Annotated in this window: 23 protein-coding genes and 4 pseudogenes; 19 read left to right on the top strand and 8 right to left on the bottom strand. The window is 70.5% G+C overall.

The genetic code is table 11. From position 1 onward, the window contains the following. Window positions 1-131 precede the first annotated feature (131 nt). Window positions 132-296, bottom strand: a complete 165-nt coding sequence (locus miv_RS11770; protein WP_207182935.1) for a hypothetical protein — start codon at window positions 294-296, stop codon at window positions 132-134. Between miv_RS11770 and miv_RS33315 the strand changes: the two genes are divergently transcribed. Both miv_RS33315 and miv_RS33310 read left to right on the top strand, forming a co-directional pair. Beyond that, entirely contained in the window at window positions 274-942 is a 669-nt protein-coding gene (locus miv_RS33315) for an ABC transporter substrate-binding protein (RefSeq protein ID WP_244748956.1), read from the top strand. The two genes, miv_RS11770 and miv_RS33315, sit on opposite strands and share 23 nt — an antisense overlap. Window positions 943-1005: 63 nt before the next feature. Further along, a complete protein-coding gene (locus tag miv_RS33310; protein WP_244748955.1) occupies window positions 1006-1299 on the top strand; it encodes a hypothetical protein in 294 nt (97 codons plus the stop codon). Between the two features lie 4 nt (window positions 1300-1303). Here miv_RS33310 and miv_RS11760 read toward each other — a convergent pair whose 3' ends face one another. Next, the gene (locus tag miv_RS11760) at window positions 1304-1726 is read right to left on the bottom strand and encodes a DUF6691 family protein (protein WP_207182934.1); all 423 of its coding nucleotides are present in this window, start codon (window positions 1724-1726) and stop codon (window positions 1304-1306) included. A 32-nt stretch (window positions 1727-1758) separates the two neighbouring features. Beyond that, window positions 1759-1881, bottom strand: a pseudogene (locus miv_RS11755) (YeeE/YedE family protein); the annotation flags it as partial. 275 nt (window positions 1882-2156) lie between these two features. Here miv_RS11755 and miv_RS11750 point away from each other — a divergent pair. The 11 genes from miv_RS11750 (at window position 2157) to miv_RS11700 (ending at window position 14828) form a co-directional block, all read left to right on the top strand. Beyond that, window positions 2157-2363, top strand: a complete 207-nt coding sequence (locus miv_RS11750; protein ID WP_048428487.1) for a hypothetical protein — start codon at window positions 2157-2159, stop codon at window positions 2361-2363. A 26-nt stretch (window positions 2364-2389) separates the two neighbouring features. Further along, window positions 2390-3259 carry a serine O-acetyltransferase gene (gene cysE / locus miv_RS11745; protein WP_207182933.1) on the top strand — a complete coding sequence of 290 codons (870 nt, stop codon included), beginning with the start codon at window positions 2390-2392 and terminating at the stop codon, window positions 3257-3259. A 409-nt stretch (window positions 3260-3668) separates the two neighbouring features. After that, window positions 3669-5060: a family 2B encapsulin nanocompartment shell protein gene (locus tag miv_RS33725; protein WP_207182932.1), complete on the top strand. Its 1392-nt coding sequence runs from the start codon at window positions 3669-3671 to the stop codon at window positions 5058-5060. Next, window positions 5047-6981, top strand: coding sequence for a family 2A encapsulin nanocompartment cargo protein cysteine desulfurase (locus miv_RS11735; protein WP_207182931.1), 1935 nt, complete (start codon window positions 5047-5049; stop codon window positions 6979-6981). The genes miv_RS33725 and miv_RS11735 overlap by 14 nt, the downstream gene beginning before the upstream one ends. A 96-nt stretch (window positions 6982-7077) precedes the next feature. Beyond that, window positions 7078-7509, top strand: a complete 432-nt coding sequence (locus miv_RS11730; RefSeq protein ID WP_207182930.1) for a VOC family protein — start codon at window positions 7078-7080, stop codon at window positions 7507-7509. A gap of 191 nt (window positions 7510-7700) precedes the next feature. Next, window positions 7701-8561, top strand: a complete 861-nt coding sequence (locus tag miv_RS11725) for an ABC transporter permease subunit (RefSeq protein ID WP_207182929.1) — start codon at window positions 7701-7703, stop codon at window positions 8559-8561. Next, window positions 8558-9253: an ABC transporter ATP-binding protein gene (locus miv_RS11720; RefSeq protein ID WP_082711393.1), complete on the top strand. Its 696-nt coding sequence runs from the start codon at window positions 8558-8560 to the stop codon at window positions 9251-9253. The genes miv_RS11725 and miv_RS11720 overlap by 4 nt, the downstream gene beginning before the upstream one ends. Before the next feature lie 28 nt (window positions 9254-9281). Beyond that, the gene (locus tag miv_RS11715; protein WP_207182928.1) at window positions 9282-10295 is read left to right on the top strand and encodes an NrtA/SsuA/CpmA family ABC transporter substrate-binding protein; all 1014 of its coding nucleotides are present in this window, start codon (window positions 9282-9284) and stop codon (window positions 10293-10295) included. Between the two features lie 35 nt (window positions 10296-10330). Further along, window positions 10331-11695, top strand: a complete 1365-nt coding sequence (locus tag miv_RS11710) for an NtaA/DmoA family FMN-dependent monooxygenase (RefSeq protein WP_048428493.1) — start codon at window positions 10331-10333, stop codon at window positions 11693-11695. A 10-nt stretch (window positions 11696-11705) separates the two neighbouring features. Continuing rightward, window positions 11706-12950, top strand: coding sequence for an acyl-CoA dehydrogenase family protein (locus miv_RS11705; protein ID WP_207182927.1), 1245 nt, complete (start codon window positions 11706-11708; stop codon window positions 12948-12950). A gap of 291 nt (window positions 12951-13241) precedes the next feature. Further along, window positions 13242-14828 carry a rhodanese-like domain-containing protein gene (locus miv_RS11700; RefSeq protein ID WP_207182926.1) on the top strand — a complete coding sequence of 529 codons (1587 nt, stop codon included), beginning with the start codon at window positions 13242-13244 and terminating at the stop codon, window positions 14826-14828. A 59-nt stretch (window positions 14829-14887) separates the two neighbouring features. On the opposite strand, the gene miv_RS11695 is transcribed toward miv_RS11700, so the two are convergent. Further along, window positions 14888-16111: an acyl-CoA dehydrogenase family protein gene (locus tag miv_RS11695; RefSeq protein WP_207182925.1), complete on the bottom strand. Its 1224-nt coding sequence runs from the start codon at window positions 16109-16111 to the stop codon at window positions 14888-14890. Window positions 16112-16443: 332 nt separating this feature from the next. Here miv_RS11695 and miv_RS33295 point away from each other — a divergent pair, with 332 nt between their 5' ends. After that, on the top strand, window positions 16444-17265 hold the full coding sequence (locus tag miv_RS33295; protein ID WP_342345231.1) for a hypothetical protein: 822 nt from the start codon (window positions 16444-16446) through the stop codon (window positions 17263-17265). Here the strand turns inward: miv_RS33295 and miv_RS11685 are convergent. From miv_RS11685 to miv_RS11675, 3 genes and pseudogenes are all read right to left on the bottom strand, one after another. Next, window positions 17175-18530, bottom strand: a complete 1356-nt coding sequence (locus miv_RS11685; RefSeq protein WP_207182923.1) for an LLM class flavin-dependent oxidoreductase — start codon at window positions 18528-18530, stop codon at window positions 17175-17177. The genes miv_RS33295 and miv_RS11685 overlap by 91 nt on opposite strands. 25 nt (window positions 18531-18555) lie before the next feature. Further along, window positions 18556-18765 (bottom strand): hypothetical protein, encoded by a 210-nt coding sequence (locus miv_RS11680; RefSeq protein WP_207182922.1) that lies wholly within the window; start codon window positions 18763-18765, stop codon window positions 18556-18558. Window positions 18766-18776: 11 nt separating this feature from the next. After that, window positions 18777-19094, bottom strand: a pseudogene (locus miv_RS11675) (LLM class flavin-dependent oxidoreductase); the annotation flags it as partial. 262 nt (window positions 19095-19356) lie between these two features. On the opposite strand from miv_RS11675, the gene miv_RS11670 reads away from it, so the two are divergent. After that, on the top strand, window positions 19357-19809 hold the full coding sequence (locus tag miv_RS11670) for an RrF2 family transcriptional regulator (protein WP_207182921.1): 453 nt from the start codon (window positions 19357-19359) through the stop codon (window positions 19807-19809). Here the strand turns inward: miv_RS11670 and miv_RS11665 are convergent. Beyond that, a complete protein-coding gene (locus tag miv_RS11665) occupies window positions 19793-20776 on the bottom strand; it encodes an FAD/NAD(P)-binding protein (protein ID WP_207182920.1) in 984 nt (327 codons plus the stop codon). The two genes, miv_RS11670 and miv_RS11665, sit on opposite strands and share 17 nt — an antisense overlap. Before the next feature lie 281 nt (window positions 20777-21057). On the opposite strand from miv_RS11665, the pseudogene miv_RS33720 reads away from it, so the two are divergent. The 4 genes and pseudogenes from miv_RS33720 to miv_RS33290 form a co-directional block, all read left to right on the top strand. Continuing rightward, window positions 21058-21771: pseudogene (locus miv_RS33720) on the top strand (ABC transporter substrate-binding protein); the annotation flags it as partial. Further along, window positions 21678-22385 (top strand): ABC transporter substrate-binding protein, encoded by a 708-nt coding sequence (locus miv_RS11660; protein WP_280529472.1) that lies wholly within the window; start codon window positions 21678-21680, stop codon window positions 22383-22385. The pseudogene miv_RS33720 and the gene miv_RS11660, both read left to right, overlap by 94 nt. Before the next feature lie 103 nt (window positions 22386-22488). Continuing rightward, window positions 22489-23697 (top strand): annotated as a pseudogene (locus miv_RS11655) (IS1182 family transposase); the annotation flags it as partial. Further along, entirely contained in the window at window positions 23591-24172 is a 582-nt protein-coding gene (locus miv_RS33290) for an MsnO8 family LLM class oxidoreductase (protein WP_244749048.1), read from the top strand. The pseudogene miv_RS11655 and the gene miv_RS33290, both read left to right, overlap by 107 nt. Window positions 24173-24301: the final 129 nt, after the last annotated feature.

The following is a 24301-nucleotide window of genomic DNA, read 5'->3' as shown; positions in this document are numbered from 1 at the left end:
CAACCCCGGAGCGGTTCATCTCGACCGCCCGCACGCGCCCGAAGGCGGCCTGGTTGCGCGGGTGGATCTCCAGACGTTCTCGAGCGTCCACTTGACGTCCGCTGCGGTGAAGGGCTGGCTGTCGTGCCACTTCACGCCGCGGCGCAGCTGGAGAGCGCGTGCGGGCCGACCTCCCAGCTCTCGGCGAGCGCCGGCCGCGGCTTGAGGTCGAGGTCGAAGTCGACGAGGCCGTCGAAGACGTTGCCGCTGATGAAGCCGGTCGGCGCCGCGGTATTGATCGTCGAGGCCGGCGTCACCGGCATCGTCGTCGAATGGGTGCGGGGCAGCCACGTCGTCCTTCGCCGCAACCCGGATTACTGGCAGCCCGGCCGGCCGTTCCTCGACCGGATCGCGGTCCGCTTCGTCGCCGACGCGATGGCGGTCTCGACGGCGCTGGAGGCCGGCGAGGCCGATGTCAGCTACAGCGTGGCGCTGCCGGAACTGGAGCGGCTGCGGGCGAACCCGCGCCTTTCGGTGACGACGGCCTCCGACAACTACCTCAACAACGCGCAGGTGCTGGAATTCAACCTCGACCGGCCGATCCTGGCACGCCGGGAGGTCCGCCACGCCCTCGCGGCGGCCATCGACCGCCGGATCATCACCGGGGCGATCTTCTACGGCCATGCGCAGGCCGCCGGCTCGACGATCCCCGCGGCGCTCAAAGCCTATAACGACGAGGCGCCGTTCGCCCACCCGTTCGACCTCGCCCGGGCAAACCGCCTGCTCGACGAGGCCGGGCTGCCGCGCGGGCCGGATGGCACGCGCTTCGCACTCCGGCTCACCTTCCACCCTGGGCCGGCCTTCAAGAACACCGCCGAGTACCTGCGCGCCGCGTTCACCCGCGTCGGAGTCAAGGTCGAGATCGCTGACGGCGACCTCGCCACCTTCATCCGCCGCGTCTAAACGGAGCGCGATTTCGACTTCAACCTCAACGGCATCAGCCGCCTGTTCGATCCGACCGTCGGCGTGCAGCGGCTCTACTGGTCGGACGGGATCAAGCGCCCCCTGCCCTACCTGAACGCCGCCCATTACAACAATCCGGCGGTCGACGAGCTCTTCCGCCAGGCGGCGACGGAGGTCGACGAGACGCGTCGGTGCGAGGCCTTCCGGCAGATCCAGGCCATCGTCGGTGCCGACCTGCCGGCCGTGGCCCTGGTGACGATCCCGACGGTCGCGGTGCAGAACGCCCGGGTGAGGCGCCTGTTCAACAGCATCGACCTCGCCGCCGGCGACTTCTCGGAGACCTGGCTCGCGGCGTGACGGGCTACCGGGATGACAGCCTGCGGCGCAGGGCGCCGTGCAGCGCCATCCCGACGAGCATCGCGGCGACGAATACGATGACCGGTATTAGCCCGGTGGAGAGTGCCGCCACCGCCGGCCCGGGGCAGAATCCCGACAGGCCCCAGCCGATGCCGAAAAGAACGGCGCCGAGGACGAGCGGCCGGTCGATCCGGGTCCGGGTCGGCCAGTCGAACGCATACGCCAGGAGCGGCCGGCGCAAGGAGCGCGCCAGCGCGGTGCCGAGGCTCGAGGCCATGACGGCTCCCGCGAGCACGAAGGCGAGGGTCGGGTCCCAGGCGCCGGTCACGTCGAGGAAGCCACGCACCCGGGCGGGATCGAGCAGGCCGGACATGGCGAGCCCGATCCCGGACAGCAGGCCGGACAGAAGGGCGGCGAGGCGGAGCATCGGCCTCACGCCAGCACCCGCCCGAGGGCGACCGGCCGGGCGAGACCGGCGACGAGACCGCTGATCCCGGCGATGCGGCCGTCGAGGAGGAGGAACAGGGTGGCCGAGAGGCCGATCGGGAGCCCGCCCGCGAAGGCGGAGGCGAAACTGCTCATCAGGGGATCCGGGGTCGGGACGACGGCGCTGCCGGACCTCCGGCGGCAGCACGCCTGCCGTCGCGGAGGGAAAACAGCTGAACAAGGCTTGCGGCCCACGGTATTTTCGTAGAATATCGATTGAAATCAACAGCTTAGCGAAGCAAATGCTCTTGTCTGCGCCGTTCGCGATCATGGCCTTCTCCGGCCTGGCCGGAAACGAGGGAGGTTCTTCCCATCCGGTGGCCCGCGGCGCACGGCAGGCCTCTTTGCAAGACCCATCGGAGGATCACGCCATGGCTTCAGCGACGATGGCCCGGGGCGACGAGGTGGTGTTCGACCGGCTCGACCTCGCGGATGCGTTGGGGATCTGGCGCAACGCCAAGGGGCGGGTCGTCGGCATCCACGGCCAGAACGGCCGCACACCGACCATCGACGTCGCGTTCGACGGCCACGAGACCCTTCGGCGCTACCTGCCGGACCTCTTCCGGCGCGTACAGTAACTTTTCCTGATGGAGTTCCCCTCGGCATGGATTCGGCCCTGCCGCCCGCCCTGCGGGCGAGCGCTTCCGCGTTGCGCCAGCCTCCCTTGCGCGCGACGAGCCACAGTACGGCGGAGGCCGATGTCTGGGCCGAGCTGCGCGCCGAGGCGGAGGCGGCCCTGATCGAGGAGCCGCTCTATGCCGGGATCATCCAGGCGACGATCCTCGACCAGCGGGGTCTCGCCCAGGCGCTGGCCTACCGCCTCGCCCACCGGCTCGGGGACGGCGACCTCGCCCGGCTGTCGATGCGCGACCTGTGCCTCGCCGCCTTCGAGGCCGACCCGCAAGCCGGCGTCCACGCGGTGCGCGACCTGATCGCGATCCGCGAGCGCGACCCGACCTGCCGGCGCTATCTCGACCCGTTCCTGTTCTACAAGGGCTTTGCCGCCCTCGAAGGCTACAGGGTGGCCCACTGGCTGTGGCACCAGGGCCGGATGACGCTGGCCCTCCACGTCCAGAGCCGGATCTCGGAGGTGTTCGGCTGCGACATCCACCCGGCGGCGCGGATCGGCTCGGGGGTGTTCATCGACCACGCCACCGGCGTCGTCATCGGCGAGACCACGGTGGTCGCCGACGACGTGTCGATCCTGCAAGCGGTGACGCTCGGCGGCAATGGCAAGGAGAGCGGCGACCGGCACCCCAAGATCGAACGCGGGGTGCTGCTCAGCGTCGGCGCCAAGGTGCTCGGCAATATCCGGGTCGGGGAAGGCGCCAAGGTCGCGGCCGCGGCGGTGGTGCTCCACGAGGTTCCGCCCCACACCACCGTGGCGGGCGTGCCGGCCCGGGTGGTCTCGCGCATCCCACGCAACGAGGAGCCGGCCCTGACCATGGACCAGTTTTTCGGCGACGGGATCTGACCGGCGTCGAGAAGGCTGTTCCGGAGACGGTTCGTCGCGCGGGCGCGGCAAGACCACGATCGTCTAGAATTAGATTCTCCATCCGTTGCAAAAAGAAGATTATTTTTATTTTTTAGATTACGATAGGAAAATCTGAATACATTTGTACATAAATAAACAGAAAAATATTCTATTGACCCCCGCGCCCGACAGCCGGTATCGCTACGTCAGCGAGACGGCAGAACGGTTTGGCACTCCTCAGTGACCGCCGCGCTCGCTGATGTAGAGATGCTGCGCCGGGCAAGACCGTCGACCGACGATGTCTTGCTACGACTTGCCGTCCTGTGAGGGTGGCGATGATTGCCGGCGTCTCTCTGTGCGCAATGCCGGGCCGCGATCAGGTCCTACGGCAACACGGAGACGAAACACGATGAGCGGACCGGGTTTGAGCGTCAGCGCCTCAGCCGCACGCAACCTTGCCACCGCGACCGTCACCTCGGTCCAGAATGCGGCCAACACGCCGCGCTTCCTGCTGCGGCTCCTGCCCTTCGTCGACGTCGCCGGCGGCGTCTACCGGGTCAACCGCCGCGCCGTCGTGCTGGCGAAGGCCGGCCGCATCGACCTCGCGACCGAGGGCGAAGCCCGCACGGTCAAGGCCGGATCCCTGCGCGCCGTGCCGCTGTTCAGCCGTCTCGGGGACGCCGAACTGGCGGCTTTGGCGGGCAAGTTCACGCAGAGCCGCCACCAGGCCGGCGAGGTCATCGCCGAGGAGGGCTCGACCGGGCGCAGCCTCGTCGTGGTCGCCGACGGCACCGTCGAGCTGACCCTGTCGGGCCCCTACAAGGGCCGCCTGCGCCAGGGGCTCGCCACCCGCGGTGACCATTTCGGCGACGGCGACCTCGTCGGCGAGCCCGGCCCCGCCCCGGCCGTCAAGGCGCTCTCGGCGGTGACCCTGCTCACCCTCGACCGCGCCGCGATCGAGGACGAGGCCATCGCCGCGCGCATCGCCCAGCACCGCGAGGAGCGCGACCGGCTGAAGGGCCACACCAATTCCCACGGCGAGCAGGGCATCGAATTGCTGGCGGTCCATGCCGGCGAGCCGCGCCTGCCGACCACCTTCGTCGATTACGAGATCGATCCGCGCGAGTACCACCTCTCGACGATCCAGACGATCCTCAACACCCATACCCGCGTCACCGACCTCTACTCCAACGAGATCGACCAGCTGCGCGAGCAGATCCGCCTCACGGTCGATGCCGTGAAGGAGCGCGAGGAGTGGGAACTGCTGAACAACTCGCAGTTCGGCCTGCTCCACGAGGTCGCGCCGCGCCAGCGCATCCCGACCCGCGGCGGTCCGCCGACCCCGGACGACCTCGACGAGCTCCTGACCCTGGTCTGGAAGAAGCCCGCCTTCTTCGTCGCGCATCCCCGCGCCATCGCCGCCTTCGGCCGGGAGGCGACCCGGCGCGGCGTGCCGCCGGTGGTGGTCCACCTGTTCGGCGCGCCCTTCATCACCTGGCGCGGCGTGCCGCTCGTCCCCAGCGACAAGCTGCCGATCGACATCGACCCGGTGACCGGCGCCCAGACCACGTCGATCCTGCTGCTCCGTGTCGGCGAGGGCGAGCAGGGCGTGGTCGGCCTGCACAAGTCGGGCGTGACCGGCGAGATCGAGCCCGGCCTGTCGGTGCGCTACATGGGCACCAACGACCACTCGATCGCCTCGCACCTCGTGACCCGCTACTTCTCGGCCGCGGTGCTGGTCGAGGACGCGATCGCCCGTCTCGATAACGTGCTGCTCGGCAACTACCATGACTACGCCTGAGGTCGGCTTCCCCTCCGGGACGCCGGCCGAGCTCGCCCATGCGGATCTCGTCGGGCGCCTCGCCCGCGAGATCTACGGGCAGGGCCAGGCCGCCAGCGCTCCCTTCGCGCCGGCTTTGCCGGCGGGACCTCAGGTCCCGCAGGCGCTCGACGCGTTCCCCTCCGCTCCAGCTTCGGCCGGGGCCACCCCGTCGGGCCTCGAGCCTGGCCTGTCCGCGATCGGCGCCCGCTCCTTCGGGGCGCCGCCGGTCGGCTTGCCGGGCGTGAGCGGTCCGTCAGTCGCCAAGCCGCTCGGCGCCAATTCAGGCCCGACCAGCGCGAACGTCCTCGATCTCAGCGCCATCGCCCCGGTGCATCCGCTGAGCGACCCGCTGCGGCCCAAAAGCCTGCCGGAATACGCGGTGCCGAGCCTCGCCGAGGTCGCCGCCGGCCTGCCCGGCGGCACCGACCTCTACCGGCAGATCGCCGCCGACCATCCGCGCGCCACCGCCTTCGCGCAGGCGGTGGCACCGGCGCTGTTTCCGGCGGACCCGGCGCGGGCCGGCGGGACCGTGGTGCCGTCCGCCCCCTCGGCGGAGTCCGATTACTACTTCCTGAACCCAGCCCCGGCGCGCGGCGGCAAGCCCGCGGCCCGGCCGCGGGTCGAGCCGTCGCGGCACGACGGCCCGGCCCCGCGGGCGCTCGCCCTCGGTTCGAGCCCGGTCGCGGCGCCCTTCGACGTCGAGCGCGTGCGCCGGGACTTCCCGGCGCTGCACCAGAGCGTCAACGGCCACCGGCTGGTCTGGCTCGACAACGCCGCCACCACCCACAAGCCGCAGAGCGTCATCGACGCGACATCCGAGTTCTACGGCCGCCACAACTCGAACATCCACCGGGCCGCCCACACGCTGGCGGCCCGCGCCACCGACCTGTTCGAGGGCGGCCGCGAGAAGACCCGCCGCTTCCTCAACGCGCCGAGCAAGGACGACATCGTCTTCCTGCGCGGCACCACCGAGGGCATCAACCTCGTCGCCAACTCGTATGGCCGGGCCCATATCGGCCCGGGCGACGAGATCATCGTCTCGACGATCGAGCACCACGCCAACATCGTGCCCTGGCAGCTGCTGGCGCAAGCCACCGGGGCGACGATCCGGGTGATCCCGGTCAACGACCGCGGCGAGATCATCTTCGAACAATATGCGGCGCTGCTCTCGGGTCGGACCAAGATCGTCTCGGTGACCCACGTCGCCAACGCGCTCGGCACGGTGAACCCGATCGCTGAGATCATCGCGCTCGCCCACGCCTACGGCGTGCCGGTGCTGGTCGATGCCGCGCAATCGACGCCGCACATCCCCATCGACGTGCAGGCGCTCGACGCCGACTTCCTGGTCTTCTCCGGCCACAAGGTGTTCGGGCCGACCGGCATCGGCGCGCTCTACGGCAAGAGCCACCTGCTCGAACAGATGCCGCCCTGGCAGGGTGGCGGCCACATGATCGAGGACGTCACCTTCACGCGGACCGTCTACAAGGGCGCGCCGGAAAAGTTCGAGGCCGGCACCCCGGACATCGCCGGCGCGGTCGGTCTCGGGGCCGCCCTCGACTACCTCGAGGGCGTCGGTCTTCCCGGCATCGCGGCCTACGAGCACGATCTGCTGGATTATGCCCAGGAGGGGCTCGCCGAGGTGAAGGGCCTGCGCCTGATCGGGACGGCGTGGGAGAAGGCGAGCGTGATGTCGTTCGTGATCGACGGGTACGAGAACGAGACGGTCGCCCACCATCTCGACCGGCACGGCATCGCGGTGCGCTCGGGCCATCACTGCGCCCTGCCGGCGCTTCGCCGCTTCGGCGTCGACCAGTCGATCCGGGCCTCGCTCGCCTTCTACAACACCCGCGAGGACGTCGACGTGTTCCTCAAGGCGCTCCACACCCTGCCGCGGCGCTGAGGCGTCGCGTCGCCCGGTCGCTCGCGCGGCGACCGGGCGATGCTCCGGGGCGCGATGCGAGACCATCGCCGATCCTCGACAGCGAAAGGTGCGATCATGACCGGGAATCTCTACCGCAGCCCGATGTATCGCCGTGTGAACGACACGCGGGGCAGGCCGACCCGCACCTTGATCCGCGTGTTCGTTTCGCCGGGATCCCTCCCGGCCACGATCGCATACTACGAGCGGCTGCAGGGGCTCAAGCACGATGCCTTCTTCCCGTTTCCGCAAGTCGGCCTCTACCTCGCGATGGTCGGCTCGTTCCTGATCATCGAAGGCTCCGACGAAGACCTCGCCCCGTTCCGGCAGACGACGGGAACGCTTTTGGTCGATGACGCCGAGCCGTACTACGCCAGGTTCCTGGCCGAGGGCGCGGAGATCCTTTGGCCGATTCGCGACGTTCCCACCGGCCGGGCGTTCAATGTCCGCCATCCCGACGGCAGCGTCATCGAGTACGTCCACCACCGGCCCGATCGCGAGGGGCGCTGACGCAAACGGGCCAGCTGTCGCGGGCTCGCCGGGCGGCAACTCGTCGCTCCACGATGCCAAAGGCCGATCTCTCCCCTCGCTTTTAGTTTACAAAATCGATCTACTAAGTTACAAGGACGCCATGTTCGGGTGCGGCCGACAGGCCGCAAGCCGCGCCGGTCGCCGAGGGCGCAGGCGCGAAGCGAGGTTCCATGGCAATCGACTTGTCCACCCGGGCGCCTCGGACCGTGCCGAGCGGATATCGGGTAGGACACCTCGCAAGGGGCCCACGGTCCTGGAGCGCGCGCGAGCTGCTCGTCCTGTCCTGGCTCGCGCCCCTCCTGTTCGCCCTGGCCTGGGAGGCCGTGTGCCGGTTCGGCGGCGTGAACGAGCAGGTCATGCCGGCCCCGAGCGCGGTGCTCGCCACCGCCTGGACCCTCGTCAAGGACGGCTCACTGTTCGTGCATCTCGGCTACAGCCTGCTGCGCGCCGCGACCGGCTTCCTCATCGGCGGCGGCATCGGCTTCGGGCTCGGCCTCATCGTCGGCTTCTCGCGCCTCGCCGAGGCGCTGCTCGACCGCTCGATCCAGATGATCCGGGCGATCCCCTTCCTCGCGCTGCTGCCCCTCGTCATCGTGTGGTTCGGCGTCGACGAGGCCGGCAAGATCTTCCTCGTCTCGCTCGGCGTACTCTTCCCGATCTACATCAACACCGTGCTCGGCATCCGCCAGGTCGACCCGAAGCTGCTCGAGGTCGCGAAGGTCACGGGGCTCAGCCTGCGCGGGCGCATCACCAAGATCATCCTGCCCGGCGCGATGCCGTCGATCCTGACCGGCGTGCGCTACGCGCTCGCCGTCGCCTGGCTGGCCCTCGTCATCGCCGAGACCATCGCCACCACGAAGGGCATCGGCTTCCTGGCGATGGATGCCCGCGAGTTCCTGCAGACCAACGTCATCGTGCTGACCATCGTCATCTATGCGGCGATCGGCGTGATCGCCGACGGGATCGCCCGCGCCCTGGAACGCCGGCTGCTCGCCTGGCACCCGAACTACGCCAAGGAGGAGCGCCGATGAGCGCCGCCGTCACCGTCCGGGCCTTGCGCCGCCGCTACGGCGAGCGGGTCGTCATCGAGGGCCTGGATCTGCGGATCGAGACCGGCGAGTTCGTCGCCATGCTGGGCGAGAGCGGCTGCGGCAAGACCACGTTGCTGCGGGCGCTCGCCGGCCTCGACCCGGTCGACGGGGGACGGATCGACGGCCCGGCCCAGCCGGCGGTGGTGTTCCAGGAGCACCGGCTGCTGCCCTGGGCCCCGCTCTGGCAGAACGTCGCCCTCGGGATCGAGACGCCGGAGGCGAAGGCCCAGGCGGTCGCGGCCCTGCGCGAGGTGGGGCTGGCCGGGCGCGAGAACGACTGGCCGCGCAACCTCTCGGGCGGGCAGTCCCAGCGGGTGGCGCTCGCCCGCGCCCTGGTGCGCGAGCCGCGGCTCCTGCTCCTCGACGAGCCCTTCGCAGCCCTCGACGCGCTGACCCGAATCAAGATGCACGCGCTGATCAAGGACCTGGTGGCCCGCCACCGTCCCGGCGTCCTCCTCGTCACCCACGACGTCGACGAGGCCATCGCCATCGCCGACCGCATCCTGGTGATGCGCGACGGCCGGATCGGCGCGTCCTACGACGTCGCGGCCGAGACCGAGGCCGAACCCGGTCGCCTCCGCGGCAAGCTCCTCGGCGAACTCGGCGTCACGCTCCACGACCGGGCCGCCTGATCCCCAGAACATACAGGACTTCCTCGTCATGACCCGCTCAGACGTTCCCGGTCTCGACCGGCGCCGGCTCATCCAGGGCGCCGGGCTGGCGCTCGGAGCCGCCGCCCTCGGCCTCGACCCGGCCCGGGCGCAGGGCCCCGGCTCTCCCGGGACCCGCAACACCGACACCGTCCGCCTCGGCTGGGGACGCGGCGGCCTGCCGCTGATCGCCCGCGAGCGCGGCGAGTTCGAGAAGAGCCTCGCCGACCAGGGCATCACGGTGAAGTGGGTCGGCCCGTTTCCCAACCACGCTCCCTCGCTGCAGGCCGTGGTCGGCGGCAGCGCCGATTTCGGCTTCTGGGGCAGCACCACCCCGGCGCTCGCCGCCATCATCGCCGGCTCGCCCCTCGTCTTCACCAACTACAACGTCTACGCGCCGCGCTCGACCGCGATCATCGTCAAGAAGAATTCCGGCATCGACTCGGTCAAGGACCTCGCCGGCAAGAAGGTCGCGGTGAACCGCTCGGGTCTCGGCGAATTCCTGCTGGTCGCGGCGCTGGAGAAGCACGGCGTCGACCGCAAGAGTGTCGAGGTCGTGTACCTCAACCCGCCGGACGCCTCGCCGGCCTTCGGCCAGGGCCGGGTCGATGCCTGGTCGATGTGGACCCCCGCGGTCGACATCGCCCGCGACCTCTACGACGCCAAAAACATCTTCTTCGAGGGCACCGACCTCGATTTCCTGATCGACTACTCGTCCCTCGTCAGCTTGCGCGACTTCACCACCAAGAATTCCGCCCTCGTGCGCGCGGTGATCGACGCCTATGGCCGCGAGGGACGGTGGATCAGCGACAACCCGGTCGAGGCCGAGACCATCGCCCAGAAGGAGGGCAAGTACGGCGACGCGGTGCGCGACCACCTCGCCGGGCTCAAGCGCCAGAACCGCTTCTACGAGGCCGACGACGCCGTCTTCCTCGCCGGCTTCCAGAAGGCGGCCGACTGGCTCGCCGACCGGGCGATCCTGCCGAAGCGGGTCAAGGTCGCCGACCATTCCGTCCGGGTCTGACCCAACTCCTCCCCTTCTCCGCCCGGAGCGCGCCCATGCCCTCTCCAAAACCCGTCCGCCTCGGCGTCAACGTCCTCGCCTCCGGGCGCCACGACGCCGCCTGGAAGACGTTTTCGGACCCGGCCTCGTTGTCCACCGACATCGACGCCTTCCTGCGCATCGCCAGGGTGGCGGAGAAGGGCAAGATCGACGCGCTCTTCCTCGCCGACGGGCCCGGCGGCCTCGTCGACGAGGCCTTGCACCGGCCCTGGCGCGCCCTCGACCCGGTAACGCTGCTCGCCGCCCTGTCGCAGGCCACCAGCCATATCGGCCTCGTCGCCACGACCTCGACGATCTTCGGCCATCCTTACGCGGTCGCCCGCCAGATCGCCTCGCTCGACCACATCAGCAAGGGCCGGGCGGCCTGGAACATCATCACCAGCCAGACCCCGGTGGCGCTCGCCGCCTACGGGCTTCCGCACGGCTTCGACCAGGACGAGCGCTACCGGCGCGCCACCGAGTTCGTCGAGATCGTCACCGGCCTGTGGGATTCCCTGCCCCGGGAGGCGGTCGTCGCCGATCGCGACCGTCACGTCTTCGTGGACAAGGCGCGGGTTCGACCCATCGCCATCGAGGGCCGCCACTTCAGCGCCCGCGGCGCGTTGTCGGCCCCGGTCGGGCCGCAGGGGCGGCCGGTGATCTTCCAGGCCGGCCAGTCGGAGGACAGCAAGGCCTTCGGGGCGCGGTATGCCGACGCCCTGTTCACCGGCCAGCGCCTGATCGGGCCCGCGAAGAAATTCTACGCCGACGTGAAGGCGCTCGCCCGCAGCCACGGCCGCGATCCCGACCAGCTCCTCGTCATGCCGGGCCTGTTTCCGATCGTCGGCAGCACGGAAGCGGAGGCGCTGCGGCGCAAGGCCGATCTCGATGCCGGCCTCGACATCGCGTTCCTGCGGGCCGAGCTCGCCCGGCACTTCGCCCTCGATCCCGACGACCTGCCCCTCGACGCCCCCCTGCCCTACGCGCTCATCGAGGCGGCGGAGCCGCGCGTGCCGATCGCCTCGCGCTGGCCGCGCAAGCAGATCCTCGCCGAGGCGGTCGAGCACGGCTGGACGGTGCGCCAGGCCGCGCTCAGCAACATCGTCGGCGGCCACCGGATGATCGTCGGCCCGCCGGAGGTCATCGCCGCCGACATCCTGCACTGGCTCGATAGCGGCGCGGCCGACGGGTTCAACCTCAACATCGACGTCCAGACGAGCGGGCTCGAGGACATCGTCGACGCGGTGCTGCCGCTGCTGCGCAAGGCCGGGCGGTTCCGCGACGAGTATACCGGCCGGACCCTGCGCCACCATCTCGGCCTCGATCCCTACCTCGACCCGCGCGACGCCGCGCCCCTGCCCCGCACCGGCACCGGCCGATAGGAGTTCCGCGATGATCCAGGGACGGACCCTCGATCCGGCCGCCGCCACGCGGCCGGACTGGAGCCCCATCACGCGCCGCCTCGACCTCGACGCGCTCTTCTCAGTGTTCGCCGAGGGCGCGGCCGCCCGCGACGTCGCGCGCCGCCCGATCGTCGCCGAGACGGCGGCGCTGAAGGCGCGCGGCTTCGGCGCGGTGCGGCTCTCCCGCGAGGCGGGGGGCGCCGGCGTGAGCCTGCCCGAATTGTTCGCGCTCGCCCGCGACCTCGCCAGCGCCGATCCCAACATCGCCCACGTCTTCCGCAACCACTTCTTCGCTATCGAGCAGCACCGCAAGACGCCCGACGCCCCCTTCTCGGCCCGCATCCTGGCGCTGGCGGGCGAGGGCCGGATGTTCGGCAACGCCGTCTCCGAGGCCGGCGGAGGACCGGCCGGCAGTCGCAACCAGGTGCCGGGCGCGCGGCTCACGCGCGACGGCAACGGCTACCGGGTCTCAGGCCGCAAGATCTACTCGACGGGCAACCTCTACGCCGATCACCTCTTCGCCTCGGCTTTGGACGAGACGAGCGGGCGGACCGTGCAGTTCCTGGTCTCGACCAAGGCGCCGGGCGTGACCCTCGACGACGACTGGACCGGCTTCGGCCAGAAGCTCACCGGCTCGGGGACCACGGTGTTCGAGGACGTGGCGGTGTCGCCAGGGGATCTGTTCGCGCTGCCGGAGCGGGCCGAGGGCGGGCCGCATCTCTACGGCTTCACCTTCCACCAGGTCTACCTGACGGTGGTGATCTCCGGCATCGTCACCCGCATCCTCCAGGACGCCCTGGCGCTGGTCCGGGGCCGGTCGCGCAACTACTACCACGCGCTCGCCGAGCACCCCTCGCACGAGCCCGAGATCCAGGCGGTGATCGGCCGCATCGCCGCGCATCGGGCCGCGATCCTCGCTGTGACCGACCGGGCGGTCGACGCGCTCGATCGTGCCTGGGCGCGGGCGGCGGAGCCCGACGCCGAAGCCCTCTCGATCGCCGCCAGCATCGCGGCGGCCGAGGCCAAGATCGTGACCGACGAGGTCGCGGCGACGCTGGCGAGCCTGCTCCTCGACGTCGGCAGCGGCAGCGCCGTCGCGACCGAGCGGGCGCTGGACCGCCACTGGCGCAACCTGAAGGTCATCGCCGCGCACAACCCGCGGATCTACAAGGAGCGGGTGGTCGGCGACCACTACCTCAACGGTGCCCTGCCCCCGACCGGGGCGTTCTTCTGAAGTTTCAGTATTCCCCTCACCGAAAACTGCACCCGGCATCCTACCCGCGCACCTCATCCTGAGGTGTTAGCCGATCAAGGATCGGCCGACCTCGAAGGAGGGCCCCAGAAGTCTCGCGATTCCTGGAGCCCTCCTTCGAGGCCTACTGATGTGGGCACCTCAGGATGAGGCCGTGGGCGGGTTCGGGATCGAAACCGCGTACAGACCGCTCACGTTGCTCGCCCGGACGATGCCAGTCCCGCCGGACGGCCTGGATCGCCGTCGATCACGCCACCACGAGACCCCGCCTCCATGACCAGGACCATCACCGCGCGAGAGCTTCGCGCCCACTGGGCCGAGGGCCGCGAGATCGCTCTCCTCGACGTGCGCGAGGAGGGTCCGTTCGCCGAGGCGCATCCGCTCTTCGCCCTCAGCGTGCCGGTGAGCGAGATCGAGACGAGCCTGCCGGCCCTGGTGCCTCGCCTCTCGGCCCCGATCGTGGTCTACGATGCCGGTGAGGGCTACGCCGCGCGGGCAGCCAGGCGCATCACGGCGCTCGGCTACCGCGACGTCGCGGTCCTGGAAGGCGGGCTCCAGGCCTATGCTCGCATCGGCGAGGTCTATCGCGACGTCAACGTGCCCTCGAAGGCCTTCGGCGAACTGGTCGAGGCGATCCGGCACACGCCCTCCCTGCCGGCGGCCGAGGTCCGGCGCCTCCTCGACGAGGAGACGGACGTGGTGGTGGTCGATGCCCGCCGCTTCGAGGAATTCTCGACCATGAGCATCCCGGGCGGGCGCAGCCTGCCGGGCGGCGAGCTGGTCTACCGCATCCGCGAGGCCGCTTCCTCCCCCGACACCCTGGTGGTCGTCAATTGCGCCGGGCGGACCCGCAGCATCATCGGCACCCAGAGCCTGGTGAATGCCGGCCTGCCGAACCGCGTCGTGGCGTTGCGCAACGGCACGATCGGCTGGACCCTGGAAGGGTTTTCCCTGGCGACGCGCCGCACCGAGCAGGTCGCACCGCCGTCCGAGGAGACGCGCGCCTGGGCCCGCGAGCGCGCGGCAGCATGGGCCACCCATGTCGGGGTGACGGTGATCGGGGCGGAGGATCTGGCCCGGTTCCGCGCCGAGGCCGAGACGCGCACGCTCTACACCCTCGACGTGCGCGACCCCGCCGAGCACGCAATCGGCCACCCGGCGGGCTTCGCCTCGGCACCGGGCGGGCAGCTCGTCCAGGCGACCGACGAGTGGCTCGGCGTGCGCGGCGCCCGCGTCGTGCTCTACGACGACGACGGCGTGCGCGCCCGGATGGCGGCGTCCTGGCTCGTCCAGATGGGGTGGGACGCCAGCGTCCTGGCCGAGGGTGTGGCACTTCCCGATGCCTTCCCGGTGCCGGCCTCCCCCCGAGTGCTCCCTCCGGCGGAAGCCGCGCTGACGCCGGACGACCTCGCGGGCCTGACCGACGCGACCATCGTCGATCTCGCCCGCAGCCCGGCCTATCGCCGCGGCCACGTCCCGGGCGCCTGGCACGTTTCCGGGCCGGCGCTGGCCCGCGATCTCGCCGCCCTGCCGGGCGACGGCCCGATCGTCCTGACCTCGCCCGACGGGCGGGTCGCCGCGGCCAATCTCACTGACGCGCGCAGAGCGACGGCGCGCCCAGTGCTAATCCTGTCCGGCGGAACTCGGGCCTGGACGGAAGCAGGCCGGCCGCTCGAGACGGACGAGCGCTTCGTGTCGGAGCCGATCGACGTCTACAAGCGGCCCTACGAGGGCACCGACAACGCCCGGGCCGCCATGCAGGGCTACATCGACTGGGAGTTGCAGCTCGTGGCCCAGCTCGCCAATGACGGGATTGCGCGGTTCCACGTCGCCCGCGCGCCCGACGCGCCGCGGGCGTAACCAACCGGGCCCGCTCCCGCAGCCCGTCGCGCCCGTGACCGGGCGCGACGGCGGGCGTCTCACGCCTCGCCGACGCGGTACTGCCGCGGCGGGGCCGCGCCGTTGACGGCGAAGTCGCCGACGGTGCGGTCGCGGTAGATGCGGGGGTTGTGCGTCGCGATGGTGCGGGCGTTGCGCCAGTGCCGGTCGAGGGCGAGACCGCGCCGAGTCGACGACGCACCGAGCGCGTCGAAGAGCTGCGTCGTGGCGTCGAGCACCAGCCCGGTCACCACCGTTACCGCCTGGTTGACCTCGACATCGGCCACCGTCGCGGCGACGGCCGCCCCCTCCGCGTCGCCGGACCGGTCGGCCTCCCACACGCGCCCGACCGCCTCCGCCGCCTTGAGGACGATCGCGCCGGCAGCATAAGCCGCCCCACGCACCCGGCCGACCACCTGGAGGACCTGCGGGTCGTCGGCGGTGCGGGCGGCATTGCCGTGGCTGTAGACACGGGTGCGCTCGGCGACGAGCCGGGCGACGTCGCCGGCCGCAGCCCGGCCGATTCCGGCCAGCGTCGCGAGGTGGACGAGCTGGTAGAACGCCACTGCGTAGCGGAACCGGCCGGGATCCGGGTTCACCCAGGCCGCCTCTACGGCGACGCCGGTGAACCTGGCCGTACCGCTCGCGGTCAGCGCCTGGCCGAAGCCGTCCCAGTCGTCCAGCACCTCGACCCCGGCGGCGCGCCGCGGCACCGCGGCGCTGATCGGCTGGCCGGCCTCGTCCACTGCCGCGAGGTGGATCCAGTCGGCGAAGAGCGAGCCGGTGGTGTAGAACTTGGAGCCGTCGAGCACGTAGGCGTCGCCGCACCGCTTGAGCACGGTGTCGAAGCTACCGACCTTGGCGGTACCGGTCTCAGAGACACCGCTGCCGACCGTCTCGCGCGCGGCGATCCGTGGCAGCCACTGGCGGCGCCAGTCCGGATGGGGTGAGTTCAGCACGTCCTCGGTGAACCCGAAATGCGCGCGCAGCGCGTTCGTGACGTTGGGATCGCCCTCGGACAGTTCGATCAGGAGCCCGAACAGCTCAGGCAGGCTCGCGCCGTGCCCGCCCTCCTCGGGCGGCAGCCGGAGGGTGGTGAAGCCCGCCTCCTTCAGCGCCGCGAGCTCGGCGTGGGGCAGGCGTCGGTCGTGGTCGCGCGCGGGCGCTCCCGCTCGGATCTCGCGAATAACCGGCCGGAAGCGCTCGGCCAGATCCTCGTAGCGGGCGCTCGGGCCTGCACCCCACCCGGCCTGGATCTGCGTCATGACGGTCGTCCCATCCTCTCGGCCGGCGCTTCCCATTCGGGGCCCCGTCACGCCGAACTCTGTGCCGACGCCCTCCACATCCGTTCTTTTAAGAGAACGAACTGCGGGCGATCGGCCCTGCGATAGGGACCTTTTCGCCGGAAGTGGCGCGCCAGACAAGCATTCATGGCCGATTGCCCGCGCATTCTGGTGTATTCGAAACAATCATGCTGCGTCTGGGCGACTACGAAGAAGCCTTCCTCCGATCCTGTTGTTCTACAAAAAGAACATTCTCGTTGACAGGGACCGGGGCACGGCCGAGCCTATCGCCTCTCCCCCCACCGGACCTCACGATGACCGCCGATCCGCCCTCACACCGTCCGAGCGGCCGTCCCCTCGTTGCCGCCCTGCTCGGGCTTGTCGCCCTGCTCGCGACCGCCGCAGCTCCGGCCCTCGCCCAATCGGGCACCCCCATCAAGGCGTCCATCGAGAAGCGCGACCTGCGGGTCGGCTTCACGCCGGGGCCCTACGAGGACGCGTTCAAGGCCGGCGCCGCGCCTGTCCTCGGCGCACAGGGCTACCGCATCGCCTACGCCCATTTCAGCACCGGGCTCGAGGTCAACAAGGCGGTGGCCTTCGCCGATCCGGAAAAGATCCGCCGCATCGAGCATACGGGCGAGCATTTCCGGATGGAGGGCATCCACCTCGTCGATCCCTCGCCGCAGCGCACGCCGTTCCTGTTCCAGGCCGGCGCCTCGAAGCGCGGCCGCGACTTCGCCGCCGTGCAGGCCGAGGCTGTGTTCCTGAGCGACCCGTCGAAGGCCGCCATCGCCGCGACGGTGGTCGACACCCGCCGCCGCGGCGCTGCCGCCGGCGAAGGGCCGGTTGTCGGTCCCGATCGACGCGAAGCCGAAGCGGATCGTCACCGGCTCGGCCCGGGCGGCGACCGGACCGAGGGCGAGGGCGAGGGCGAGCGTGACGGCCGCGAGGACGCGGCGGGTGAGGCGGATGGTGAGCGGACCGGCCGCCGCCGGCAGCGCGGCGAGGAGCCGGAATGCGAGGCAGGCGAGGAGACGCATCGCCGTCACTCCGCCGCCTGGCGGGCCGGAGCGCGCGGCGCCCGGTGGACGGGCTTGGGCAGCCCGAGATGGTCGCGCAGGGTCCGGCCCTCGTAGGCTTCGCGAAAGAGGCCGCGCCGGCGCAGTTCGGGCACGACGTGGGCGACGAAGTCCTCGAGCCCGCCGGGCAAATAGGGCGCCATCACGTTGAAGCCGTCGGCGCCGCCGCTCCGAAAACGCTCCTCGATCTGGTCGGCGATCTGGGCGGCGGTGCCGACCACCTGCCAGTGGCCCCGCGCCCCCGCGATGGCGAGGGAGAGCTGCCGGATCGTCAGGTTGTCGCGCCGCGCCCGCTCGATGAGGAGCTTCTGGCGGCTCTTCGGCCCGTTGGTCTCGGGCAGGTCCGGCAGCGGCCCGTCGAGGTCGTACCCGGTGAGGTCGGCGCCGCCGAGCGTGGTCGAGAGGAGGTTGAGGCCCACCACCGGGTGGATGCGCTCCTGCAGCACCGCGAATTTCTCGCGCGCCTCCTCCTCGGTGCGGCCGACCACGGGGAAGATGCCCGGCATGATCTTGAGGTGGTCGGGGTCGCGGCCGTAGCGCGACAGGCGCCCCTTCACGTCGGCGTAGAAATCCTGTGCTTCCTTGAGCGTCACCTGCGCGGTGAAGATCGCCTCGGCGGTGGCGGCGGCAAGTTCCCTGCCATCCTCCGAGGAACCGGCCTGGACGACGACCGGATGCCCCTGGGCCGAGCGCGCCACGTTGAGGGGGCCGCGCACCCGGAAGTGCCGGCCGTGATGGTGGAGGGCGTGGAGCTTGTCCGGATCGAAGAACCGGCCGGATTCGGGATCGTGCAGGAAGGCGTCGTCCTCCCAGGAGTTCCATAAGCCCGTGACCACCTCGGCGAATTCCCGCGCCCGGTCGTAGCGGTCGGCATGCGCCGCATGGCGCTCGAAGTTGAAGTTCTGCGCCTCCGATTCGCTCGACGAGGTGACGAGGTTCCAGCCCGCCCGGCCGCCGCTGAGGAGGTCGAGGGAGGCGAACTTGCGGGCGAGATTGAACGGCTCGTTGAAGCTCGTGGACGCCGTGGCGATGAGGCCGATGCGCTCGGTCACCACCGAGAGGGCCGAGAGCAGGGTCAGGGGCTCGAAGCTCGCCGCCCGCGAGGTGAAGCTCAGCGAGGCGGGGTCGGTGTTCCGCACGCCAGAGGAATCGGCGAGGAACACGGCGTCGAAGGCGGCCGACTCGGCGAGGCGCGCCAGCCGCACGAAATGGTCGAGGCTGACATGGGCGTCTGGCCGCCCGTCCGGATGCCGCCAGGCCGCCACGTGGTGGCCGTCGGTCATCAGGAAGGCGCCGAGCTTCATCTGTCGAGGTTGGGCCATGGCACGAGGCTCCGGGAGGGAAGGATCACGCCGAGCGGGCGGCGAGCGGCAGGGTGGTGGCGGGATGGCGCCCCGCCTCCCGGGCGGTCGCGGCCTGGGGCTGCGCGCCCTGCGTCGCCTCCAGCCGGTCGAGGATCGTGTGGCACAGGCCCGCCAGAACGGGATCGCGCCGGTCCCGGGGCTTCGAGGCCGGGACGTCCAGGATCTCGGCGATCCGGCCGGGGCGCGGGGCCATCACCATCACCCGGTCGAGGCGGTGGCCACGAGGCCGATGCGCTCGGTCACCACCGAGAGGGCCGAGAGCAGGGTCAGCGGCTCGAATTGGCCGACGGAGCGGGTCGCCGTGCGGCTGAGCGCGTCGATGTCGTCGCCCCGGATGCTGACGCCATCGGCGAGGAAGATGAGATCGAACTTCGCGGCTTCCGCGACCTGCGCGAGGCGCCGGTAATGGCCCGGGTCGATGCCGGCATCGGCCTTGGCGTCCGGGTGGCGCCAGGCGGCGACGTGGTGGCCGCCTGGATACAGGAAGGCGCCCAGATGCAGGGTGTCGTCGCGACGCGCCATGTCGTGAGCCTCGTAAGCCGTCAGCTTCGCTCGGAAGGGGCGGATCGCACCCGCCGGTCGTACCGGTCTCGCGGTTTCAGTCTATTTAGTCAATAGATTTTATGTACTATAGATGAAAGGGAAGACCGCTGTCATCCTCCACCCTGCCGCACCGACCTCACTCTGAGAGGAAGTCTACCGAGCCAGTCGACAAATCCCCATCTCTCCGGCACCGCTTGCCGGCCCGACTCTTCCGCAGCCCCCCGCCACATGCAGGACGACGATGCTGACCAACAAGGGCAAGTACGGGCTCAAGGCGATGGTCCACCTCGCAGGCCTGCCCCCGGGTGCCCGCATCGGCGTCGCCGAGATCGCCGAGGCGCACCGGATCCCGAAAAAATTCCTCGACGCGATCCTGGGCGACCTGCGCAATGCCGGCTTCGTGCACAGCAAGAAGGGGCCGGGGGGCGGCTACGCCCTGGCGCGCCCGGCCGAGGAGATCCGCATCGGCCACGTCGTGCGCGCCCTCGACGGCCCGCTGGCGCCGCTTCCCTGTGCCAGCCGCACGGCCTATCGCCCGTGCGAGGATTGCGCCGACGAGGCGGCGTGCTCAGTGCGCCTCACGATGCTGGCGGTGCGCAACAGCATCGCGGGCATCCTCGACAACCTGACGCTCGAACAGATGCGGTCGCTGCCGCAGGCGGAGGCCGAGGCGAGCCTCACCTACCACATCTGAGCGCCGCGTCCTCGCGCCCCGGGCTCGACTGCGCCTCCGCCGATGCAATGGCCCCCTCCCCGACGCGCCCGGCGAGCCAGGCGCAGGCCGCGTCGAGATCGAGGAGGCGGGGTGCCGCGTAGGGCATCAGGTCCGCCGGATGACCGGCGAAGAGCCGGTCGGCCGCCCCCGGTGCGATGGAAAGGCCGCTGGCGCGGGGCAGCAGCAGCCCACGCCCGACGAGGTCGCGCAGGAGGGCGCTCGCCCTCAGGCCGTCGCGGCTTGTGACCGGGCCGTCCGTCCCGCCGCCGAGAACCCGGTCCCACACCCGTCGGCCATGACGCAGAAGGCGCTCGCGCGCCTCGTCGGGCAGATCATGCCAGAGGGCGGGGGCGCTCAGGCGCAGGCCCGCCACCGCCTCGTCGAGGCCGACCCCGCGGTCTCCCGCCTCCCGTACCAGCGCCCGTAAGGAACGCACCAGGGCGGCGGCGCCGGTCCCGAGGGGCAGATCGGCGGGGTCGAGACGGAGCGCGCGGATCGCGGCGTTCCTCTCCCGCGGCGGAGCCCCCGCAGCCGGCGGTTGCAGGGCAAAGGCCAGCACCGCGGCGCGCCCGAGATAGGTGGTCCCGTCGGCCGTCCGTGCCGCCACGCCTCGCGGCGTGGATGCGACCGACAGGCAGGTCGTCTCGGCGACGTGGAGACGCCCCGCATGCTGCCGCAAAGCCTCGACGAGGTGCAGGGGCTCGGCCGGCAGCGGTCCGGTCTCTTCGGCCAGAAGGGTCGCGAACTCGGCCCGGCGCAGGCGGCGACAGCGGGAGCCTTGCGCCTCGATCACGGTGACCTGCACCCGCGCCTCGCGGCGCAGCAGGTGGGAGGCCAGCCCCAGGCCGCTCGCGCTCGCCCCGATCACCAGGACATGGCGGCCGCACGACGCCAGTGCGGGCCCGGCATTCGGACGACCGGCTCCTGATTGCTGCGTATCCGGCATCGATCGCTCCCCGCGCGGGTTGGGCAGGCTCTGATGGCTGTCAGTCTCTCCGCACCGCGCCGGCCAGTCAACGAGAATGTTCTTTTTGTCGAACGGGCGGCAAGGGAATTATCTGCTGCCCTATGCGCTCAGTCTAGGAAGCAACGGTCCATATCGTCAAGAACGGCTCGTTAGAGCAAGCGAATTGATTGCCTACAACTCAACATGGTGCTGGCCTGCTGTATATCGTTTGTTTAAAAGAACAAATCATAGCTTCCCCCTCATCCTGGAGCGCCCGCGTCATGTCTCTCACGCGCCGCCATGCGACCCGCCTGCTCCTGAGCGCCGCCGCGGGCGCCGCCCTGCCGGCCATCCCGTCCGGCTCCCCGCTCCTCGCGGCCCCGGCCGAGACGCCGGTCCGCGGCGGCACCCTGAACTGGGTGTTCTTTCCCGAGCCGCAGGCGATCATCGCCATCAACACCACCTCGGGCACCGGTCAGACCATCGGCAGCAAGATCAACGAGGGGCTGCTGCGCTACGCCACCGACATGACCCCGCTGCCGAACCTCGCGACGGAGTGGGCGATCAGCCCGGACGGGCTGCGCTACCGCTTCGTCCTGCGGCGCGGGGTGACCTGGCACGACGGCCAGCCGTTCACCGCCGCCGACGTGGCGTTCTCGCTCCTGCGCCTGCGCGAGGCGCATCCCCGAGGGCGCATCACCTTCGCCAACGTCGCCGAGGTGCGCACGCCCGATTCCCATAGCGTCGAGATCGTGCTGTCGCGGCCGGCCCCGTTCCTGATCAGTGCCTTCGTGGGGGCGGAATCCCCCATCTTCCCGCGGCACGTCTACGAGGCGATCCGGCCGGAGGCGAGCGCGAGCCTCGCCCAGACCATCGGCACCGGGCCGTTCCTGCTCAAGGAATGGGTGCCGGGCAGCCACCTGCTGTTCGAGCGGAACCCGAACTACTGGGACGAGGGCAAACCCTGTCTCGACCGGATCGTGATGCGGATCATCACCGATCCGGGCGCCCGGGCGGCAGCGTTCGAGGCCGGCGAGGTCGATCTCGGCGGCAACCCGGTCCCGCTTGCGGACCTCGCCGCCTGCGCGCCCTGCCGAAGCTCGTGGTCTACACCACGACCTACGCCTATTCCGGGCCGCAGACCCAGCTCTTCTTCAACCTCGACACCGGCGTGCTGCAAGACCTGCGGGTGCGCCGGGCGGTGGCGCACACCATCGACCTCAAGGCACTGCTGGCGGCGGTGTATTTCGGGCACAGCGCGGTCTCGCCGACCCCCGTCAGCGTCGTGCATCCGACGTTTCACGATTCGAGTCTCGGGCCGGTGCCGTTCGACGTGAAGCGGGCCGAGGCTCTGCTCGACGAGGCCGGCCACCGCCGCGGTCCCGGCGGCACCCGCTTCCCGCTCCGGCTCACCCTCAACCCGTTCCTGGAGGGGCGCTACGGCGACTTCATCCGCCAGGCGCTGACGCGGATCGGCATCGCGGTCGACTTCCAGCGCCTGGATCTCGCGACCTACCTCACCCGGGTCTACCGCGACCGCGCCTTCGACGTGACCATCGAGTCCCTGTCGAACACCTTCGATCCGACGATCGGGGTGCAGCGCGCCTAGGGTCAAAACCCAATCAGCTTGGCCATGTGAGGGTCTGCTTTCGACCGAGGCTGTGTGAAAACGCCCTGATCTGCTAAGCTTGCACCGATCTGAGGAGGTCGGGATGTCCCGCTTCATCGCCGGTGATGATCGTCGTCAGAGCACGCTCCTGCCCGACTGCCTCGATGATTATGTGGCGGCGGACAACCCGGTCCGCCTCGTCGAAGTCTTCGTCGACGAGCTTGATCTCGCCACCCTCGGGTTTGTCAGAGCCGTGCCCGAGGCGACCGGTCGTCCAGCCTACGATCCGGCGACGCTGCTCAAGATCTACCTCTACGGCTACCTCAACCGCGTACCCTCGAGCCGCCGCCTCGAACGCGAGACCCAGCGCAACATCGAGTTGATGTGGCTGACTGGCCGGCTGATGCCCGACTTCAAGACCCTGGCCGACTTCCGCAAGAACAATGGACCTGCGATCCAGGCCACCTGCGCACAGTTCGTCGTCCTGTGCCGTCGCCTGAACCTGTTCAGCAAGGCAGTGGTCGCGATCGACGGCAGCAGGTTCAAGGCGGTCAACAATCGCGACAAGAACTTCACGGTCGCCAAGGTCGAGGCACGCCCGGCTCAGGTCGAGACGAGCGTCGCCCGCTATCTCGCGGCCTTGGACCGGGCCGACCGCCAGCCGAGCGACGTCGCCGAGGCGCGAACAACACGGCTCACCGAGAAGATCACGGCTCTGCGCGAGCAGATGAAGGACTTGCAGGCGATGCGCCAGCAGGTCGAGGAGGCACCCGAACAGCAGGTCTCGTTGACTGATCCTGATGCTCGCTCGATGGCCACCAGCGGCAAGGGAACCGGGATCGTCGGCTACAACGTTCAGGCGGCGGTCGATGCCGAGCATCACTTGATCGTCGCCCACGCCGTGACCAACGTCGGCAGCGACCGCGCCCAGCTCGTTCCGATGGGGCTCCTGGCCCAAGAGGCGACGGGATGCACCACGCTCACGGTGCTGGCTGACCGGGGCTACCTCAACGGGGATCAAGTTCTGGCGTGCGAAGGCACTGGCCTGCTGCCGTGCGTACCCAAGACCCTCACCTCGGGCCACGCCAAGCTCGGCCTCTTTACAGGACAAGACTTCATCTACGACGCCGAGAAGGACCACTACACCTGCCCCGCCGGCCAGCACCTGACCAAGGGGTTGGCCCGGTCCGACCGCCGGGCCGAGGATGACGCGATGGACCACTACCGTAACCCGGCGGCTTGCGCGGGCTGCACGCTCAAACCCCGCTGCACACCTGCGAAGACGAGACGGGTCAAGCGCTGGGTGCACGATCGTGCTGGCGCAGGCCGCCGAACGCCTCGGCTACGCACGCTTCTGGGTGGCGGAACACCACGCCAATCCGGGCCTCGCCGGCACCGCGCCCGAGATTCTGATCGCGCATCTCGCCGCGCGCACGCAGCGCATCCGGCTCGGCTCCGGCGGCGTGCTCCTGCCGCATTACAGCCCCTACAAGGTCGCCGAGACCTTCAACCTGCTCGCCGCCCTGGCACCGAACCGGATCGACCTCGGCATCGGCAAGGCCCCGGGCGGCCTGCCCGACGCGACCCGCGCCCTGCGGTGGCGGCACGCTCTGGCTGAGAGCGTCGCCTTCGACCTCCTCGCCGAACTCGACCGCTACCTTGCAGCCCCGGAAACGGGCTCCTTACGCGCCCTGCCGACGCCGCCTGCGCCTCCGGAGCGATTCCTGCTGGGTGCCAGCCCCGACAGCGCGCGCACGGCCGCAGCGCTTGGCTGGCGCTTCGTCTAAGCCGGACAGATCAACGGCGATCCGCGGGCGATCGAGGCGAGCCTGGAGGCCTACGCGCAGGCCGGCGCCCCGGCCCCGCCCCTCCTCGCCGTCACCGCGCTCGCGGCCGCGACCACCGAGGAGGCCCGG

Source organism: Methylobacterium indicum, from assembly GCF_017347565.1.
Taxonomy (GTDB): Bacteria; Pseudomonadota; Alphaproteobacteria; order Rhizobiales; family Beijerinckiaceae; genus Methylobacterium; species Methylobacterium indicum.
This window is presented reverse-complemented; position numbering and strand designations above follow the sequence as displayed.

Coding starts and splice junctions, on each gene's coding strand:
- miv_RS11730 (WP_207182930.1), top strand. CDS start 7,078: ATGACCGGGAATCTCTACCGCAGCCCGATGTATCGCCGTGTGAACGAC.
- miv_RS11680 (WP_207182922.1), bottom strand. CDS start 18,765: ATGGCCCCGCGCCCCGGCCGGATCGCCGAGATCCTGGACGTCCCGGCC.
- miv_RS11695 (WP_207182925.1), bottom strand. CDS start 16,111: ATGACGCAGATCCAGGCCGGGTGGGGTGCAGGCCCGAGCGCCCGCTAC.
- miv_RS33290 (WP_244749048.1), top strand. CDS start 23,591: ATGACGCGATGGACCACTACCGTAACCCGGCGGCTTGCGCGGGCTGCA.
- miv_RS11760 (WP_207182934.1), bottom strand. CDS start 1,726: ATGCTCCGCCTCGCCGCCCTTCTGTCCGGCCTGCTGTCCGGGATCGGG.
- miv_RS11660 (WP_280529472.1), top strand. CDS start 21,678: ATGGGTGCCGGGCAGCCACCTGCTGTTCGAGCGGAACCCGAACTACTG.
- miv_RS11670 (WP_207182921.1), top strand. CDS start 19,357: ATGCTGACCAACAAGGGCAAGTACGGGCTCAAGGCGATGGTCCACCTC.
- miv_RS33725 (WP_207182932.1), top strand. CDS start 3,669: ATGAGCGGACCGGGTTTGAGCGTCAGCGCCTCAGCCGCACGCAACCTT.
- miv_RS33295 (WP_342345231.1), top strand. CDS start 16,444: ATGACCGCCGATCCGCCCTCACACCGTCCGAGCGGCCGTCCCCTCGTT.
- miv_RS11665 (WP_207182920.1), bottom strand. CDS start 20,776: ATGCCGGATACGCAGCAATCAGGAGCCGGTCGTCCGAATGCCGGGCCC.
- miv_RS11735 (WP_207182931.1), top strand. CDS start 5,047: ATGACTACGCCTGAGGTCGGCTTCCCCTCCGGGACGCCGGCCGAGCTC.
- miv_RS11750 (WP_048428487.1), top strand. CDS start 2,157: ATGGCTTCAGCGACGATGGCCCGGGGCGACGAGGTGGTGTTCGACCGG.
- miv_RS11725 (WP_207182929.1), top strand. CDS start 7,701: ATGGCAATCGACTTGTCCACCCGGGCGCCTCGGACCGTGCCGAGCGGA.
- cysE (WP_207182933.1), top strand. CDS start 2,390: ATGGATTCGGCCCTGCCGCCCGCCCTGCGGGCGAGCGCTTCCGCGTTG.
- miv_RS11720 (WP_082711393.1), top strand. CDS start 8,558: ATGAGCGCCGCCGTCACCGTCCGGGCCTTGCGCCGCCGCTACGGCGAG.
- miv_RS11710 (WP_048428493.1), top strand. CDS start 10,331: ATGCCCTCTCCAAAACCCGTCCGCCTCGGCGTCAACGTCCTCGCCTCC.
- miv_RS11705 (WP_207182927.1), top strand. CDS start 11,706: ATGATCCAGGGACGGACCCTCGATCCGGCCGCCGCCACGCGGCCGGAC.
- miv_RS11700 (WP_207182926.1), top strand. CDS start 13,242: ATGACCAGGACCATCACCGCGCGAGAGCTTCGCGCCCACTGGGCCGAG.
- miv_RS11685 (WP_207182923.1), bottom strand. CDS start 18,530: ATGGCCCAACCTCGACAGATGAAGCTCGGCGCCTTCCTGATGACCGAC.
- miv_RS11715 (WP_207182928.1), top strand. CDS start 9,282: ATGACCCGCTCAGACGTTCCCGGTCTCGACCGGCGCCGGCTCATCCAG.